Here is a 15,753-nt window from a genome sequence, read left to right on the forward strand (position 1 = left end):
AATCAATGTGTTACTTAACCGAAAATATTCAGGTTGTAGCCGATAATACCTAAAGCAATCAGGACAAAAATGACCCGAGTCGAGTTCATCTTTTTGAGCCCCAGCAGCCAGTAGGTGAACCCCACAACCAGCAGCGGAATAAGCCCGGGCATAATCTGGTCGGCAATGCTCTGCAGCTTGAGCGACACTTCGCCGTAGCTGAATTCGAAATTAAGATTCGCCTTCACCACCGAGGGGATAAGCGCCCCGATAACCGTCAGCCCGAGAATATTGGCTGCGCGGGTAATTTTGTTGAGGCTATTGGTCAAAGACCCCAGCAGGTTGACCCCTTCCTGATACCCTTTGCTGATGCTAAAGCGCATAAACAGCATGCGAACCAGGGCGAACAGTAGCCAGAGAACAAGCCCCACCGGGTTGCCCTGCAGCGCGAGGTACGACGCGACAGAACCGATAATGGTGGTCGGAATAACAAAGAACAGCGTATCTCCGATGCCCGCCAGAGGCCCCATCAGACCGGTTTTGATCCCGGCAACCGCATCTTTCCCCGCAAGCCCGGTCTGCTCTTCCAGGGCGATGTTCACCCCGAGGATCCCCGGCGCCATGGTGTTGTTGGTGTTAAAGAACTGGCTGTGTACCTTCGCCGCGTCCTTCTGCTCTTCGGGTTTTGCGTACTTTTTCTCAAGGAACGGATAGATGCTGTACAGATAGCCCAGACCCTGCATTTTTTCGTAGTTCCAGCCTGACTGACCGAACAGGAACCAGCGCCAGAACACGCGTTTTAATACTTTATTCATCGCCCATTGCTCCATTTGCCGGGGATTCGGTAGTTTGCGTTACCTGTTTTTCTGAGTTGAAGACGTAAAGCGCAATTGCCAGACCCAGCAGCGCGGCGCCCAGCACCGGCACTTTCAGATAGGCCGCCAGGAAAAAGCCCAGAATCAGAAACGAGATGTTCTTCTTAATCGGTAAATAGCGCAGCAGTATGGAGATACCCAGCGCAGGCAGTAGGCCCCCGGCGACTTTAAGACCGTTCATGATGGACGCGGGGATCCAGGTCACGACGTCATTAACAAAGGTTGCCCCGAGGATCAGCGCCAACAGCACCGGCAGCATACGCGAGAGCGAAATAGGCACCTGGCCCAGCAGGTTCATCCTGGCCGCCGCCTTCACCTGACCCTCTTCAATCAGCCTGTCGGCCTTATGATGGATAAAGGTGTTGCTGAAGCGGGCGAGGATATCCAGCTGTACCATTAAGAGACCAATCGGCACCGCAATGGTGGCGCCAAACGCCGCGCCCTGGCCGCTGATGATCGCGAAAGTGGTACCCAGCACCGCACCGGTCATGTAGTCCGGGATCGACGCGCCGCCGAAGTTGCCCACGCCCAGTACCAGCAGGTTCAGGGTGCCGCCGACGATAAGCCCGGTGGTCATATCGCCCATAATGAGGCCGGCAAAGAAGCCCGCCATGCTCGGTTTCACTAACCCAAGCGTCGTGTTGTTGCCGTCGTATATCGCCAGCCCTGAATAAAGCGTCAGTAACGCTATCTGCCAGACCGCAATGTGCTCCATTTTTTACTCGTCTCCGTCGTCTGTGTGGGCGGCAAGCGCTGCCTGCTGTAAATGGTAAATACCATCACGCGCCGTAGTTATTATTTCATTCAGCGAGGCTGGCGAGTGACTTTCATCAATTGCCATGGCCATTTCCAGAATTAAGTTTAAATTCATCCCAGAGAGCAGGGTGATATTATTCCATAGGTTGTTAGTGACAATAATCTCCATTGCGGAGTTATACGGCGAACCACTTTTTAAATCAGAGAGGATAATAATTTTGGATTTTGCTGCGCTAAGGATGGTGATTTTATCGAGAAGTTCCTGTTTAAATACTGCTATCCCTTTCTCACCATCCAGTTCAACTACATGAAGGTTTGGCTGCGCTCCGAGTATTAATTCTGTGGCCTGTCTGGCACCGCTGGCGAAACCCCCATGAGAGATTAATAATAATTGGTTCATCCTGCCCCCTTATCTGGCGTTCTTATTTCAATATAAAATGATTCTAACCGTTTCCAGGTCTCAATATATTCAATCACCTGACCTTGCTCGTCGTGGGTATAGCGTTTCATCATGATAACGGGCTGGTGAGCCGTGAGCTCAAGGTGCTGCAGGACTTCTGGCGCAGCATCGGTCAGGGCGCAGATGGTCTGCCGATAGGGCATGGTGTACATATCAAGACCATTGTTAACCTTAAAAGCCTCATAAATAGAGCTGAGTGCCGAATTCTTAATCGTCAATTGACTGGCGAAGTAGCGGGCCGGAATATGCGAAATCTGTAATGCATAAGGTTTGTTATTATCAAACTTTAAACGCGCAATACGATAATATCTTTCATCATCATTTAACCCGAGTTTTTCTTTAATACACGGATCGTTTTCCAGTTCACAGGCGATAACTTTAACCGACTGCATGCCTTTTAAATCGTTATCTGATTCTGAGAAAATAATGTTCTCATTACGTTTGGCTTTCGAAACAAAAGTGCCTTTACCCTGATAGCGAATCAGGTAGCCTTCATTCACCATTTCGTGAATAGCGCGAATAACCGTGGCGGAACTGACGGAGTAACGCTCTTTTAATTCCGACTCACTGTAGAATTTTTCCCCGGGTTTAAAAGTACCGTTTCTTATTTCATCTAACAGTGCTGCCTTTATCACCTGGTATTTCGTTGACTGTGCCGTTGCTTTCATTGTTTCGCCAGTTTCTGTTTACATTTATTTTATTTCGTAGGCTTACGATACCCGTACCCGATTGTCCGATCAACCTCTCAACTCAACTTAACCGGTTAACCTGTTAAGTTATTTCCTGGACTGTGATGCATTTCGCAATTTCGCCCCGACGGAGGGGGCAGGGGCGAGGAATTTTTGCTGCGCTATTGCGCTGGCGAGCTGAGAAAACGGAGCGCCCGCATTCAACAACCCCGGCCAGTACATCGCGCGGGGTTTTCTTTTTACAGGGCGCCATTGTGGTACTTGCGTGTCCTAACGCAGCTGCGCGCAGGCTTCGGCAATCCGCTGACAGGCCTGCGTCAGTAGCCCATCTTCTACCGCGTAGGCAATACGTAAATACCCCGGCATGCCGAACGCGGACCCGTGTAACACGGCCACCTGAGTGTGTTCTAACAGCCAGTTCGCCAGCCCGCTGTCGTCGCGGAGAGTTTCGCCGGTGGGCGTCACTCGCCCAATGAGCCGCTGGCAGTTGGCAAACACATAGAATGCGCCCTGGGGGATGCCAGCGCTCAGGCCCTCGGTAGCGGCAATCATCCCCAGCACCTGCTGACGGCGTTTATCCAGCGTGTGCAGCCAGCCGTCTAAGAAGTCCGCCGAATGGTTAAGAGCAGCGACCGCCGCAGCCTGCGAAATCGCGCTGGGGTTGGAGGTGCTTTGTGATTGCAGGATCTGCATGGCGGCAATGAGCCACTGCGGCCCGCCCGCATAGCCCAGACGCCAGCCGGTCATGGCGTGGCTTTTGGACACGCCGTTCACCGTCAGCGTGCGCGAAACCAGCTGCGGCGCGGCCTGAGCAAACGTGGTGAACGGGGTATTGTCGTAACGCAGCGGCTCATAAATGTCGTCGGCCATCACCAGCACCTGCGGGTAGTCCGCCAGCACGTCTGCCAGCGCGCGCAGCTCCCGTTCGCTGTAAACCGCCCCGGTCGGGTTGCCCGGCGAATTGAGGATCAACCAGCGCGTTGACGGGGTGAGGGCGGCGGCCAGTTGTTCCGGCGTCAGCTTCCAGCCGTGTTGTTCATCGCAGGGCACAATCACCGGTTCGCCGTCGGCCAGAGAGACCATATCCGGGTAAGAGACCCAGTAGGGCGCGGGAATAATCACCTGCTGCCCGGCGTCCAGGGTTGCCAGAAAGGCGTTGAAAATAAGCTGTTTGGCGCCGCTCCCGGCGATGATCTCTTCCGGACGGTAGCGCAGCTGATTGTCGCGAGCGAACTTGGCGGCAATGGCCGCCTTGAGCGCTGCGGTGCCGGAAACGGCGGTATACTTAGTCTGGTGATGCACGATAGCTTCAATGCCCGCATAGCTAATATGGGGTGGGGTAGCAAAATCCAGTTCCCCTTCGCCCAGGTTGATAACCTGCTTGCCTGCGGCTTCCAGTACCCGTACCTGGTCAGAAATGGCCGCGGTCGGAGAAGGCCGTACGGATTGCATACGACGGGCGATTTGACTGTTATTCATAAATCCTCTTTTGTATCTAATGATTCAATTAATACAATTAGGTACCCAACATCAGCAGGAAACTCGCCGTGTCACCGATCTTTATTCTCGATAACAGCTCCGCGCCCGCCCGCTACGGTATCACCGCCAGCCTGTGGGCCAATCGTCTTGGGTTGCCCCTCTGGAGCCTTCGCCCCGACTTCGCCGGGGATGTACCCGATAGCCACCAGCACGTCATTCGTGCAGGGTACTGCGTGACCAGCGGCCTCTGGCGCAGCGATACGCTGCGTGAAGAGGTGCGCGATATCGCCCGCCTGCCGTCATCAGACGCCGTCATTGTGCTGGCGTCCTCGCAGGTGCCGCTTATCGCCGACCTGCCGGGCCAGCGGCTTTACAGCGACGACAGCCGCCACCGCCTGACGCTCAGCGATGGGCAACACACGCTGTTAGATCTCACCGCTGACCGCTACGGCCGCTGGGATAGCGGCGTGTCGTCGTCTGCCGGCGGGTCCTTGCGCATCGCGCTGATTGGCCGCGAGGCGGACCACCGTCTGGTCTATCCCGCCACGCTCGGCTCGCTGGGCGATGCCGCGGCGTCGCTGGGGCTGAACCTGGAGGTCCATTTCTTTGCGCCGGTCAGCCTGTCCACGGGATTACACGAGCTTCAGGCCTTCCAGGGCGTGGTGCTGCCAGGCGGTTCCTCGATGGCGGCGGTCAACGGACAAATCCGCGTGGCGGAAGAGACCCTGGCCCGCGGGCAGCCAACGCTGGGGCTGTGCCTGGGAATGCAGAGCATGATGACCGCAGCCGTGCGCCGTAGCCCGGGTTTCGAATCGGCCATACCCGCGGAAGTCGCCCCCGATGAAGCCCTGCACAGCTTTGTTCCCTTTGCCGATGGCCGTCATCGCTGCGGCGTATTCCCTTTTTCCTCCGGGCTTATCCCCGGCGATATCCGCGAAATGCACTACAACCATCGCTACTGCTTTAACCCCGAGTTATTGCCGGCGCTGTCTCCCGGCGGGGTCAGCGTGAGCGCGCAAAGCGACGGTATCGTGGAAGCCGTTTCCCAGCCTGAGCTGCCGTTCTGGCACGGGGTTCAGGGGCATCCGGAACTGATGTCCCGCCCGGATGCGCCCCATCCGCTGTTCGTCGCGTTCCTACAGGCGGCGCTTAACGCGCCAGCGTAACCCCGCTGCGAGGGTCGCTGGCAAGCTCCTGCATTACGCGGGTCAGCTCTGCCAGCGCCGCGTCGCCGATCGGTTTTAACGGTGCGCGTACGGTGCCGCCGTTAAAGCCGCGCAGCGCCATCGCCGCTTTCACCAACTGCGGCTGACCGTGTTTGCGCGCCAGCGCTCGATACGCGTACCACAGCTGATGCAAATCGCGGGCGGTGGCGGCGTCGCCCCGTTCTACGGCGCGGAAGGTATTGACGATCAGCTCCGGCAGCGCGCCGCTGTTGGTCGTGCTGATGCCGTCAAACCCGGCCATCATCGGCCCGAGGAAAGCCAGATCGGAGGCACAGAACAAACGCAGCCGCCCGCGCAGGCGGTTGGCAATCTGATCGATGGCGGTTGGGTTGAGATCGCCCTGTTTGATGCCGACCACGTTCGGGATCTCTGCCAGCCGTTCCAGCAGCGCCGGGGAGAGGGTGATGCCGATGCCCGGCGCGTTGTACACCAGAATGCCGGTTTTGGATAACGGCGCCATCTCATTGAAGTAGCTGACGATCTGTTCGTCAGTGATTTCGCTAACAAAGGGGGCGGTGACCATCGGCAGCCCGCCCAGCTCGCTTGCCAGCCGGGTCAGCTCGCGGGCGTCGCGCGGGTCGGAACTGGCGCTGCACAGCATCACCGCCACGCGGTCGTCCACGCAGCCCATCACCTCATGAAACAGCTCTCGGCGTTCTTCGACGGTCATTACCGGAAACTCACCGTAGGTGCCGCCAATCAGCAGGCCGTCATAGCCCAGATCAATCACGCGTTCGATATTTTCACGCAGCGCCGGGAAGTCGATCGCGCCGCTGGCGGTGAACGGGGTGACGGTGATGTTGAAAATGCCGCGCAGGCGTTCACGGCACTCGTTGATATCTTTCATCTTTCTTTCCTTACAGCAGCGTTAATGGGCGAGCCAGGGAACCCAACTGGCGATATCCGGTTTCAGTCACCACCACGGTTTCGCTGACGCCGACGGTGAATTGACCGTAGATACGCAGGGCCGGCGGGATGTGGAAGGTCATGCCAGGTTGCAGCTCGGTGGTGACGCCGCTGTACAGGCTGAGAATGCCGCCTTCGCCCCAGTCCGGCGCGAAGGCGATACCGATGGAGTAACCGGTGCGTTTTTTGAAGTTTTCGGTGAATCCCGCGCGGTCGATCACCTTCTGGCAGGCCAGGTGCGGCGCTTCGCAGGTGGCGCCCGGACGAATGGCGTCGAGGGCGGCCTGCAGGGCTTCCTGACAAACTTTTTCCATTTCGATGGCGATAGCGGGCGGACGGCCCAGCCAGGCGGAGCGCATCATCGCGGCGTGGTAGCGATCGTGGGCGGCGGACATCTCCAGAAAGACCGGGTCGTTATCCTGCATCACCCGACGTCGCCACGTGCCGTGCGGCACGCCGCTGCGTGGGCCGGTAGAAACCAGCGGTTCCATGCCGACATACTCGGAACCGGCGGCAATAGCGGCCCCCATCATCGCGGAGACCAGCGCGTTTTCGTCCGCGCCGCTGCCAATCGCCGCCATCCCGGCGCGCATGCCCGCATCCACATAGCGCGCCGCGAGGGCGATTTTTTCCACCTCCGCCGCCGATTTCACCGCGCGCAGCGGTTCGATGACGCCCGCGGTATCGGCGATGGTGCCGAGCTTCGCCTGCAGGGCTTCATAGACGGCAATCGGCAGGAACCAGCCGCGTTTGTCCAGCCCAATGCGTTTGTTGAGCCAGCCGCGCTGTTGCAGCCTGCCTACCAGAAAATCCACCGGGTTATCGCCATCCTGGTAGATGGCGGCGTCTGAAATAAAGGTGTTGGCGATAAAGTTAAAGTATTCGAGCTGGCGAATCACAAAGACCGGATCCCCTTCTACCGGCAGCAGCAGCGCCTGAAAGGTGTAATAGCCCGGCGTTTGCTGACCGGTAAGCCAGAAAATGTTTTCCGGGCCGGTCACGATCATCACGTCCACGCCCGCGCGGCTTAAGCGTTCGCGGGTACGCTGAATGCGCAGCGCATATTCGTCGGCGCGAAAGGCGGACTCGCTGCCCTGAATCACATTGTTAACATCTTGCATCATTAAACTCCTGGAGTAAGTTGGCCCGCGCGGCATCGAACTGCACGCCCAGACCGGGAGAGTCGTTAACGGCGACCATGCCATTGCGGTATTCCAGCCCGCTGACGGGATCGTCGGTTAATCCATCGGCGCCATACAGTTCGGCAAATGCCGGTTGCACCACGCGGCACAGCTGGAGCGCGGCGGCGGTGGCGGCATGGCCTTCATTCATCTGGCCAATCATGAACGGCACGTCGGCGAGTCGCAGACGACCGGCGGCGGCAAGCGTCGGAGCAAGCCCCCCCAGTTTCACCAGCTTGAGATGCCCCCACAGCGCACCTTTGGCGGCGATAAGCCGGGTGATGGCCGACTCGCTGTTGAGGCTTTCGTCGAGCATGATCGGGATGCCGTAGCCGTACAGTTCAGCAAGCTGGCTATCGTTTGCCGGGCTTAACGGCTGTTCGATATAGCTGAGATTCAGCTCGCGCAGATAAGGGAACGCCGCGTGAGCCTGCGCCAGCGACCACTGGCCGTTCACGTCAATCGCCAGCGAAATCTGCTGACCAAACCGCAGCCTCAGCTTTTGCAGGCGGGCCAGGTCGGTGGCGAAATCCGCTATCCCCGTGCGTAACTTCAGCTGGGTAAAACCGCGATCGACATAGCGCTGCGCCTGCGCCAGCATCTCTGCTTCGCTGCCCCAGAACAGCGTCTGATTGGTGTGCCAGGCGGGCAGGCCAGCTGGCGCCCCCAGCCAGGCGGCGACGCTGACCCCGTTCTGACGCGCCATCAAATCGTGCAACGCCATATCCAGCGCCATGCGCGACGGCGGCAGCAGCGTGCGGTCCTCCTCGTGCAGCGCGGCAAGTTGCGCCGCGGGCTGCTGGCGCCAGTCCCAACCGTTGAGGCGCTGAAGCAGGTTGTTCAGCACCTGCTCTTCGCGGTAGCCGTGCAGGTAGCGAATGTTGAGACGCACTTCGCCAATCCCCGTCACGCCACGGTCCTCCAGGCGCAACCAGAGGGTGTCGAGCGCCGTCACCGGGCCGGAGGCGGCGGTATGCAGCGTCACGCCGGCGTAATGCAGGTCTCCCCGAAAGAGCTGCGCTTTCATAAATCGGACGCCGGCGGCAGCATGGCGAGCGCAATATCGAGATAGATATCTGCCGCGGCGATAAATTCATCGACGGGGACGAATTCATCGGGCTTGTGGGCCACGGCCAGCGAGCCGGGGCCAATCACCACGCCCTTTGCGCCCAGCGAACGGAAATGCACCAGGTCACAGCCGCCCTGAAAACCAAACGGGCCGGGCTCGCTCTGTCCGTGACGGCGGCAGGCGGCAAGGCTTTGCTCGACAATGGCTTCGCTGCTGTCGGTTTGCGTCGCGCCGCCGGTGGTGGGCTGCCAGGCGATAATTTCCGCTTCCACGTTTGCCTGCGCGTACGCGTGGTCGAGCAGCTGTTGCAGTTCGGCTTTAACAACCTCTTCGTCTTCCCCCGGTACCATGCGGCGATCGAGCAGCAGCTCGCAGCTGTCTGGCACCACGTTGTCCGCATGGCCGCCGTTGATGCGGGTCACCGTCAGGCTGGCATTGCCGACCAGATCGTGGCAGCGGCAACGCACCTGCTGGTGGTGGGCCTCTTCGATCAGCCCTAAAAGGCGCGCGGACTGGTAAATGGCGTTAACCCCCAGCTCCGGCGTGCCGGAGTGCGCGGTGACGCCTTTTACCCGCACGCGAGGACGCAAGCTGCCTTTGTGAGCCGAGAAGGTCGCATTCGATGTCGGCTCGCCAATCACCGCGAAATCAATCGCCGGCGGGGTGTCGCGTACGTAGAATTTCGCCCCTTCGCTGGCGACCTCTTCATCGGCGGTGAACACGCCCATCAAGGTGCCGGACCAGCGCTGACGGTTGGCGGCCAGCAGACGCAGGGCTTCAACCATCGCCACCAGCGGGCCTTTGGCATCGCAGGATCCGCGCCCGTACAGGCGGCCATCGCGTTCGCTGAGGGTGAAGGGATCGCTGGCCCAGCCGCTGCCCGCCGGAACGGTGTCAATATGGGTATTGAAGGCGAAGCACGGCCCCGGTCCATTGTGCAGGACGGCGATAACGTTGGTCCGCCCCGGCGCATATTCGCTAAAGGAGAGATCGAACCCGGCGGTCAGCAGCCAGCCTTCCAGACATTCGGCGGCTTCACGCTCATGGCCCGGCGGATTTTCCGTATTGATGGCAACCAGCGTCGCTAAATCCTTTTTCATTCGTGCGCTGTCAACCTGGTAACTGGACATAGGAACTCCATAATTAATGTAATATTTGCGTCAGGAAGCGCTGCGCGCGCTCGCTGACGTGGCCGGCGAAGAAATCACCGGTGCTGGCGCGATCGATAATTTCGCCGTCTTCCATAAAAAGAATGTTGTTGGCGGCCCGCCGGGCGAAGCCCATCTCGTGGGTCACCACCATGCTGGTCATCCCTTCCGCGCTGAGCTCTGCCATCACTTCCAGCACTTCGCGGATCATCTCCGGGTCGAGAGCTGAGGTGGGTTCGTCGTAGAGCATCAGCTCGGGCTTCATCGCCAGGGCACGGGCAATCGCCACGCGCTGCTGCTGGCCGCCGGAGAGCTCGTCCGGAAAGTGGTCCGCGCGTTCGTTGATGCGCACCTTCGCCAGCAGGTTGTCCGCCAGCGTGCGGGCATCAATGCGGTTCATCCCCAGCACCGTCATTGGGGCCAGCATGATGTTTTCCGCCGCCGTCAGGTGCGAGAACAGCTCGTAGTTCTGGAACACCATGCCAATACGCTGGCGCAGTTTGTGCACCGGCACTTCGCCCCGGCTGATGTGCTGGCTGGCGAAAAAGATGTCGCCGCTGTCGGCAGGTGAGAGCATGTTGACGCAGCGTAGCAGGGTGGATTTTCCCGAGCCCGATGGCCCAATCAGCACCACGGTTTCCCCGCGCTGCACCTCAAGTGAGCAGTTCTTGAGCACGGTCTGGCGACCAAAAGTCTTATCAATGCCGATCATCTCCAGCAGCGGTTTCTCGCTCATGGTTCCTCCCGGGCGATTTTCGGTAATTTAAACAGGCGGGTCAGTCGCTTCTGGCTCTTGCTGCGCCGCTGTTTGGGATCCAGTACGCTTTCAAGCCACGACTGGAAGATCATGAACAGGCTGGTGAGCAGCAGGTAATAGAGACCGGCGGCGCAAAGCGCTTCGAAGTAGCGGAAGCTGGCGCTGGCGGTCTGGTTGGCGACCAGCAGCAGCTCCTGAACGGCGATAACCGACACCAGCGCGCTCGATTTCAGCATGCTGATCATCTGGTTACCCATCGGCGGCAGAACGATGCGTGCGGCCTGAGGCAGCACGATTTTTCGCATGATCTGCTCGTGGGTCATCCCGAGCGCCATGCCGGCGGTGCGCTGGCCGCTTTTTACGGCCTGCAGGCCAGAGCGCAGAATTTCCGCCATGTAGGCGCCTTCATTGAGCGAAAGCGCCAGCACTGCACAGGTAAACGCGGAGAAGCGTAAGCCGAAGCCTGGCAGCACGTTGTAGACAAAGATTATCTGGAACAGCACTGGCGTCCCGCGAAACAGCCACAGGTAGAAAAAGGCCAGCCCTCTCCCGGCGCGAAACGGCGCTTCCTGCAACAGCGCCAACACCAGGCCCAGCACCACGCCACACAACAGTGAGCAGAGGGTAATCAGTAGTGTCATCCACGCACCCTGAACAAACTCGGGTGAGAGGAAGTACTGCCACATTAGTTCGATCGACATAGCTTTCTCCGGTTAATGGCAAAACGGCTTAGAAAAGGGCAACGGAGTCAGGGAAGTTCCATTTCTCAATCAATTGCTTATAGGTGCCATTTTTGACGAGACCCTGGAGACCTTTCTCCAGCAGGGCCCGGGTTTCGGTGTCGCCTTTACGCACGGCAAACGCGATATGGGTATCCGCTTCGAATTCGTCGCCAACCGCGGCAAACATGCCCGCTTTTTCGGTTAACAGGGCGACGGTCCCCGGCGTGGAGAGGAACTCGGCATCGGCGCGGCCCTGGGCGACGGCGACGGCGGAGTCGGTGGCGGCGGGGAAGGTCATGACGTTAATGGCCAGTTTTTTGGCGTCCAGGCAGCGCTGGTTATCTGCCCGGGCCTGGCTCTCTTCGATCCCGCCGAGCGTCACGGCGATGTTTTTGCCGCAGAGGCTCAGGTCGCGTCCGGTGATTTTTGCCGGGTTACCTTTGCTCACCACCACGCGGCTGCCGATTTTCAGATAGGGCACGAAGTCGACCTGCGCGGCACGGGTCGGGTTGACGTACATGGCGGAGTTGATGATATCGAGACGTTTCCCCTGCAGCGCTGGGATAAGCCCTTTGAACTCCATCGGCATCGGCGCAGGCGTCAGCTGGATCTCTTTGCTTAGCGCGTTAATCAGGTCGATATCGAAGCCGGTGAGCTTGCCCTCTTTCACGAACTCAAAAGGCATAAACGTCGCCGCCGTGCCGTAGGTCAGCTTGCCCGGGGCGATGGTTTCCACCGCAGCATGGCTTACCAGCGGAAGTGCGGTCAGCGCGAACATCAAGGTACGCACGCGGCGAAACAGTAAAGAATTGCTGGACATAGTCGTCTCCTGGTTAAGATTTAAATTGAATTTATTGAGTCAATAAATACAATCAAGCGTGTGAAAAAAATGTCTCATCCTGGTGCGTATTGCACGCTAATCGTGCAGTCCTTGCTTTGTTTTGCTGCGTTTTGTTGCCTGTGATATTGTATATATCGATCACAACAATGCATTTCAGGGAACCGTTCTCCATGCAGCCTGACTCCACTGCGAGCAGTCGCCGGATCGCCCGGCAAATACTCGACCTGATATCCGAAGCAAAATTCGATCCAGGTCATCATTTACGGGAGCAACATCTTGCCGATGCGCTGGGCGTGTCGCGTACGCCGGTGCGCGCCGGGCTAAAAGAGTTGACCCGAATGGGGGCGGTTGAAGCGCGTCCGAATCAGGGCTTTTTCCTGCTCAAACGCAGCAATGAGCTGGAGCTGCTGGAGATTGAGCAGTCCAAGAGCAATGACCAGAAGCTGTACGAGCAGCTGGTACACGATCGTATTGCGGGTGCGCTGCCGGAATCGTTTACCCAGACCGAAATCAGCCAGCGCTATGATGTCGATCGCGGCGTGCTGACCCGTACGCTGGTGAAGCTATCGGAGGACGGCCTGATTGCCCGTAACGCGGGGCACGGCTGGCGCTTCCTGCAAACCCTCAACTCCGATGTCGCCCTGCGCAACAGCTACGGTTTTCGCCTGATGATTGAACCGACGGCGCTGCTGACGCCCGGCCTGCATGTGGACAGGCAGATGCTTAAACGCCTGCGCGCAAGGCATCTGCGGCTCATCACCCATCCGGACATTACGCAGGTGCCGGCAAAAGAGATTTTCGAAACCGACGCTGAGTTTCACGAGTTGCTGGCAGAAGCCAGCGGCAACCTGTTCGTGTTACAGGCCATTCAGCAACAAAACCGGCTGCGCCGTCTGCTGGAGTTTGGCAGCTATCACAATAAGCGCCGCGTAAAAGCGTGGTGTGAAGAGCATGTTGCCATCATCGATGCTCTGCGAGAGAACAAGCCGGAACTGGCGGCAGAGTTGATGAGAACGCATCTGCAATACGCCTTTGACCAGGTCAATGTTAAAAACGCCCGCGCATAACTGGCATCGCTCTTGCACATATTGCTTCTGAAAATACAATCAGGAGCACTTATGGATTTTCAGATACAACAACGTGTGGCGCTGGTCTGCGGTGCCGGCAGTGGTCTGGGACAGGCTATTGCCCTGTCCCTGGCGCAGGAAGGGGTGAAGGTGGCGGTCACCGGCCGCAGCGCGGAAAAACTGGCGCAAACGGTGGAACGTATCACCTTATTGGGCGGTACTGCCCGCGCCTGGCGGTTGGATCTCGCCGCCCCGGAGCAGTTTGATCGAGTGATTGCCGATATCCGCGAGCGGTGGGGCGATATCGATATTCTGGTTAACAACTCCGGTGGTCCGCCGCCCGCACCGGCGCAGGGGACGGATGGCGCAGTCTGGCAACAGCAGTTTTCAGTCATGGTCGCCTCGTTGATTCAGCTCACCGATAAACTCCTGCCCGCCATGCGCAGCCGCGGCTGGGGACGCATTATTACCACCACTTCATCCGGCGTGATAACCCCCATTCCCGGACTCGCCCTGTCGAACGCGCTGCGCATGAGCCTGCTCGGCTGGTCGAAAACCCTCGCCAGCGAAGTGGCTGGCGACGGCGTGACGGTGAATGTGATGGTGCCAGGGCGCATCGCGACCGACCGCGTCAGTCAGCTGGATGCTCTCAAGGCGCAACGGGAAAACAGCAGTGCGGAAGCGGTCGCCGAAAAGAGTCGTCAGAGCATTCCGGCCGGGCGCTATGGCGAACCGCAGGAGTACGGCGCCGTCGCTGCGTTTCTGGCAAGCCAGCCTGCCGGCTACATTACCGGCGCGGTGATTCGGGTTGATGGGGGATTGATCGGCGCGATTTAGCCAGCGAGAGTGCGCCATGCCAGCCGGTTCGCAACGGGCTGGCATGGCGGCTTATCAGCCGCTCCGAATTGTTTATTTTGCAGGCAACGAAATCCATGTCTGCAAATTTAACCCGTGGCATCGGGATCGGCTCTGACAGCGATTCATTTTCTGTTTAACGGGTTTATTCTTCCGGCGTTGTTAAAGTGGAATGGTTCACCATAAATAATGCGCAAAGCGCGAGCAGTACGGCCCCGCCGGTAAGTAGCCACCCGGCGTGGTGAAACGCGGCTAAACTCCCCCGGGTATGGGCAAATCTGACGTAGCAGGCGGTTATCAGCGCCGCGCCCGCCATCGCCCCAACGCGCTGGAGGATATTCAGAACAGGTGCGGCATCAGCGACGTGACGGCTGCCAGCCATTGCCAGGCCCGCAGCCATCGCGGGCACCGTTGCCAGGGCTAAACCGAACCCTCTGACCGCTATTGCGCCCCCCACAAGCGTATAGCGACTTCCCGCATCAATCATTGCCAGTGGCAATGTGGCAAATGCCGCGAGCAAACCGCCAATGATAAGCACCGTTCGTGGCCCCAGCTTGTCAGAGAAGTAGCCGGCTACCGGAAATCCTATTGCCGAGCCGATTAACTGAGGGGTGAGAAGCAGGCCCACTTCAGCAAGCGTTACATGGCAAACGTCGCGGAAATATAAAGGAAGCAGGAACTGACCGCCAAAATTCACCGCGCCGCCGATAGCCATCAATAAGGCAGATAAAGTGAAACCCCGATGCTTGAAAAGCTCGAGATGCAGTAAGGGGGACTCAATGCGCAAAGAGCGATAAATAAACAAGCAGGTGAACAGGGCGCCCACGCTGAGCATGATGACGTTCCAGCCATATTTACCACTATTCAGGCTGAGCTCTTTCATGCCTTCCATCAGCATCGGCAGGCTGCAGAAGACCAGCGCCAGTCCCAGCCAGTCCAGGGAGAGGGGCCTGTCAGTTTTTATTGTCGGACGGGGAAGCAGCTTCCATCCGGCCAGATAGGCGCACAGACAGAACGGCACCGTGATCCAAAATAATCCTCGCCATCCGCAGATTTCAAGCAGGACCGCGCCCAGCGATGTTCCCAACAAAGGAGCAATAACGATCGCCACGCCAATCGTGCCAATCACCCGCCCCAGACGTTCGCGTCCGACGACCAGACCAAGGATCGTTTGCCCTGCCGGTACGAGTAATCCCCCTGCCAGGCCTTGCATAACTCTTGCAGCAAGCAGCAGCTCAAAACGCGGGGAAAGGGCGCAAACTGCCGAAAAAATCGCAAATAAAATAAGGCCATAGAGCCAAAGCTGCGTAGCGCCAAACCGCCTGGCCGCCCATGCGCTAAGCGGAACGCCTGCCGCAAGGGCCATAAGATACGCCGTTGCTATCCATTGTATTGCCGTGTCCGTCACGCCAAGGCCGGCGGCCATCGCGGGCAGCGCCGCGCTCAGCATCGTTGATGAGAGCATCGTTGCAAACGCCCCCAGGGTAATGATGGCCGCCTGCATCCACAGCGTCGGAGGTATGGCGTTTATCGGTCGTGGATGGGTTGTTTCCTTGACCCGCTTGTCTTGATTGATATTCATAAAAAGCCCCCTAAGGACGATGAGCGAAGAAATCTATCATTGATCAATAAACCTATCAATGATAGATTTATTTGCATTAAAGATTCCGTCAGGCGCTGAGTTCAGACAAAATGGCGCTTCACAGACCACTGGCCGGTTTGATGCATCAATAAAGGGGGAAT

16 protein-coding genes are annotated in these 15,753 nt (G+C 58.4%); 3 read left to right on the forward strand and 13 right to left on the reverse strand.

Going from position 1 to position 15,753, the window contains the following annotated elements:
* Nucleotides 1–14: 14 nt before the first annotated feature.
* The 5 genes from ABLU87_RS15430 to ABLU87_RS15450 form a co-directional block, all read right to left on the reverse strand.
* On the reverse strand, nucleotides 15–794 hold the full coding sequence (locus ABLU87_RS15430) for a PTS system mannose/fructose/sorbose family transporter subunit IID (RefSeq protein ID WP_046877465.1): 780 nt from the start codon (nucleotides 792–794) through the stop codon (nucleotides 15–17).
* Complete coding sequence (locus tag ABLU87_RS15435; RefSeq protein WP_014228687.1) at nucleotides 787–1,569, reverse strand: PTS sugar transporter subunit IIC; 783 nt, start codon at nucleotides 1,567–1,569, stop codon at nucleotides 787–789. The genes ABLU87_RS15430 and ABLU87_RS15435 overlap by 8 nt, the downstream gene beginning before the upstream one ends.
* Nucleotides 1,570–1,572: 3 nt before the next feature.
* Nucleotides 1,573–2,010: a PTS fructose transporter subunit IIA gene (locus ABLU87_RS15440; RefSeq protein WP_014228688.1), complete on the reverse strand. Its 438-nt coding sequence runs from the start codon at nucleotides 2,008–2,010 to the stop codon at nucleotides 1,573–1,575.
* Nucleotides 2,007–2,738, reverse strand: a complete 732-nt coding sequence (locus ABLU87_RS15445) for a GntR family transcriptional regulator (RefSeq protein ID WP_014837997.1) — start codon at nucleotides 2,736–2,738, stop codon at nucleotides 2,007–2,009. The genes ABLU87_RS15440 and ABLU87_RS15445 overlap by 4 nt, the downstream gene beginning before the upstream one ends.
* 291 nt (nucleotides 2,739–3,029) lie before the next feature.
* A complete protein-coding gene (locus tag ABLU87_RS15450) occupies nucleotides 3,030–4,238 on the reverse strand; it encodes a pyridoxal phosphate-dependent aminotransferase (protein ID WP_122116865.1) in 1,209 nt (402 codons plus the stop codon).
* Nucleotides 4,239–4,306: 68 nt separating this feature from the next.
* Between ABLU87_RS15450 and ABLU87_RS15455 the strand changes: the two genes are divergently transcribed.
* Complete coding sequence (locus tag ABLU87_RS15455) at nucleotides 4,307–5,404, forward strand: CTP synthase (RefSeq protein ID WP_122116864.1); 1,098 nt, start codon at nucleotides 4,307–4,309, stop codon at nucleotides 5,402–5,404.
* On the opposite strand, the gene ABLU87_RS15460 is transcribed toward ABLU87_RS15455, so the two are convergent.
* From ABLU87_RS15460 to ABLU87_RS15490, 7 genes are read right to left on the reverse strand one after another with little or no spacing between them, the layout of a single operon-like run.
* On the reverse strand, nucleotides 5,388–6,311 hold the full coding sequence (locus ABLU87_RS15460) for a dihydrodipicolinate synthase family protein (protein WP_103815017.1): 924 nt from the start codon (nucleotides 6,309–6,311) through the stop codon (nucleotides 5,388–5,390). The two genes, ABLU87_RS15455 and ABLU87_RS15460, sit on opposite strands and share 17 nt — an antisense overlap.
* A gap of 10 nt (nucleotides 6,312–6,321) precedes the next feature.
* Nucleotides 6,322–7,491: a Xaa-Pro peptidase family protein gene (locus tag ABLU87_RS15465; protein ID WP_049102204.1), complete on the reverse strand. Its 1,170-nt coding sequence runs from the start codon at nucleotides 7,489–7,491 to the stop codon at nucleotides 6,322–6,324.
* Nucleotides 7,478–8,578, reverse strand: a complete 1,101-nt coding sequence (locus ABLU87_RS15470; RefSeq protein ID WP_049102207.1) for a mandelate racemase/muconate lactonizing enzyme family protein — start codon at nucleotides 8,576–8,578, stop codon at nucleotides 7,478–7,480. The genes ABLU87_RS15465 and ABLU87_RS15470 overlap by 14 nt, the downstream gene beginning before the upstream one ends.
* Nucleotides 8,575–9,750, reverse strand: a complete 1,176-nt coding sequence (locus tag ABLU87_RS15475; RefSeq protein ID WP_122116863.1) for a M20 family metallopeptidase — start codon at nucleotides 9,748–9,750, stop codon at nucleotides 8,575–8,577. The genes ABLU87_RS15470 and ABLU87_RS15475 overlap by 4 nt, the downstream gene beginning before the upstream one ends.
* Nucleotides 9,751–9,763: 13 nt before the next feature.
* Nucleotides 9,764–10,504 (reverse strand): amino acid ABC transporter ATP-binding protein, encoded by a 741-nt coding sequence (locus tag ABLU87_RS15480; RefSeq protein ID WP_025106180.1) that lies wholly within the window; start codon nucleotides 10,502–10,504, stop codon nucleotides 9,764–9,766.
* On the reverse strand, nucleotides 10,501–11,226 hold the full coding sequence (locus ABLU87_RS15485; RefSeq protein WP_122116862.1) for an amino acid ABC transporter permease: 726 nt from the start codon (nucleotides 11,224–11,226) through the stop codon (nucleotides 10,501–10,503). The genes ABLU87_RS15480 and ABLU87_RS15485 overlap by 4 nt, the downstream gene beginning before the upstream one ends.
* Nucleotides 11,227–11,254: 28 nt before the next feature.
* Nucleotides 11,255–12,067, reverse strand: a complete 813-nt coding sequence (locus tag ABLU87_RS15490; RefSeq protein WP_122116861.1) for an ABC transporter substrate-binding protein — start codon at nucleotides 12,065–12,067, stop codon at nucleotides 11,255–11,257.
* Between the two features lie 191 nt (nucleotides 12,068–12,258).
* On the opposite strand from ABLU87_RS15490, the gene ABLU87_RS15495 reads away from it, so the two are divergent.
* Both ABLU87_RS15495 and ABLU87_RS15500 read left to right on the forward strand, forming a co-directional pair.
* Nucleotides 12,259–13,155: a GntR family transcriptional regulator gene (locus ABLU87_RS15495; RefSeq protein WP_014838004.1), complete on the forward strand. Its 897-nt coding sequence runs from the start codon at nucleotides 12,259–12,261 to the stop codon at nucleotides 13,153–13,155.
* 51 nt (nucleotides 13,156–13,206) lie between these two features.
* Nucleotides 13,207–13,992 (forward strand): SDR family oxidoreductase, encoded by a 786-nt coding sequence (locus ABLU87_RS15500; RefSeq protein WP_014228700.1) that lies wholly within the window; start codon nucleotides 13,207–13,209, stop codon nucleotides 13,990–13,992.
* Between the two features lie 163 nt (nucleotides 13,993–14,155).
* Here the strand turns inward: ABLU87_RS15500 and ABLU87_RS15505 are convergent, their stop codons facing one another.
* Entirely contained in the window at nucleotides 14,156–15,592 is a 1,437-nt protein-coding gene (locus ABLU87_RS15505; RefSeq protein WP_122116860.1) for a DHA2 family efflux MFS transporter permease subunit, read from the reverse strand.
* Nucleotides 15,593–15,753: the final 161 nt, after the last annotated feature.

This window comes from Klebsiella sp. CB_Kp196 (assembly GCF_040061575.1).
Taxonomy (GTDB): domain Bacteria; phylum Pseudomonadota; class Gammaproteobacteria; order Enterobacterales; family Enterobacteriaceae; genus Klebsiella; species Klebsiella michiganensis.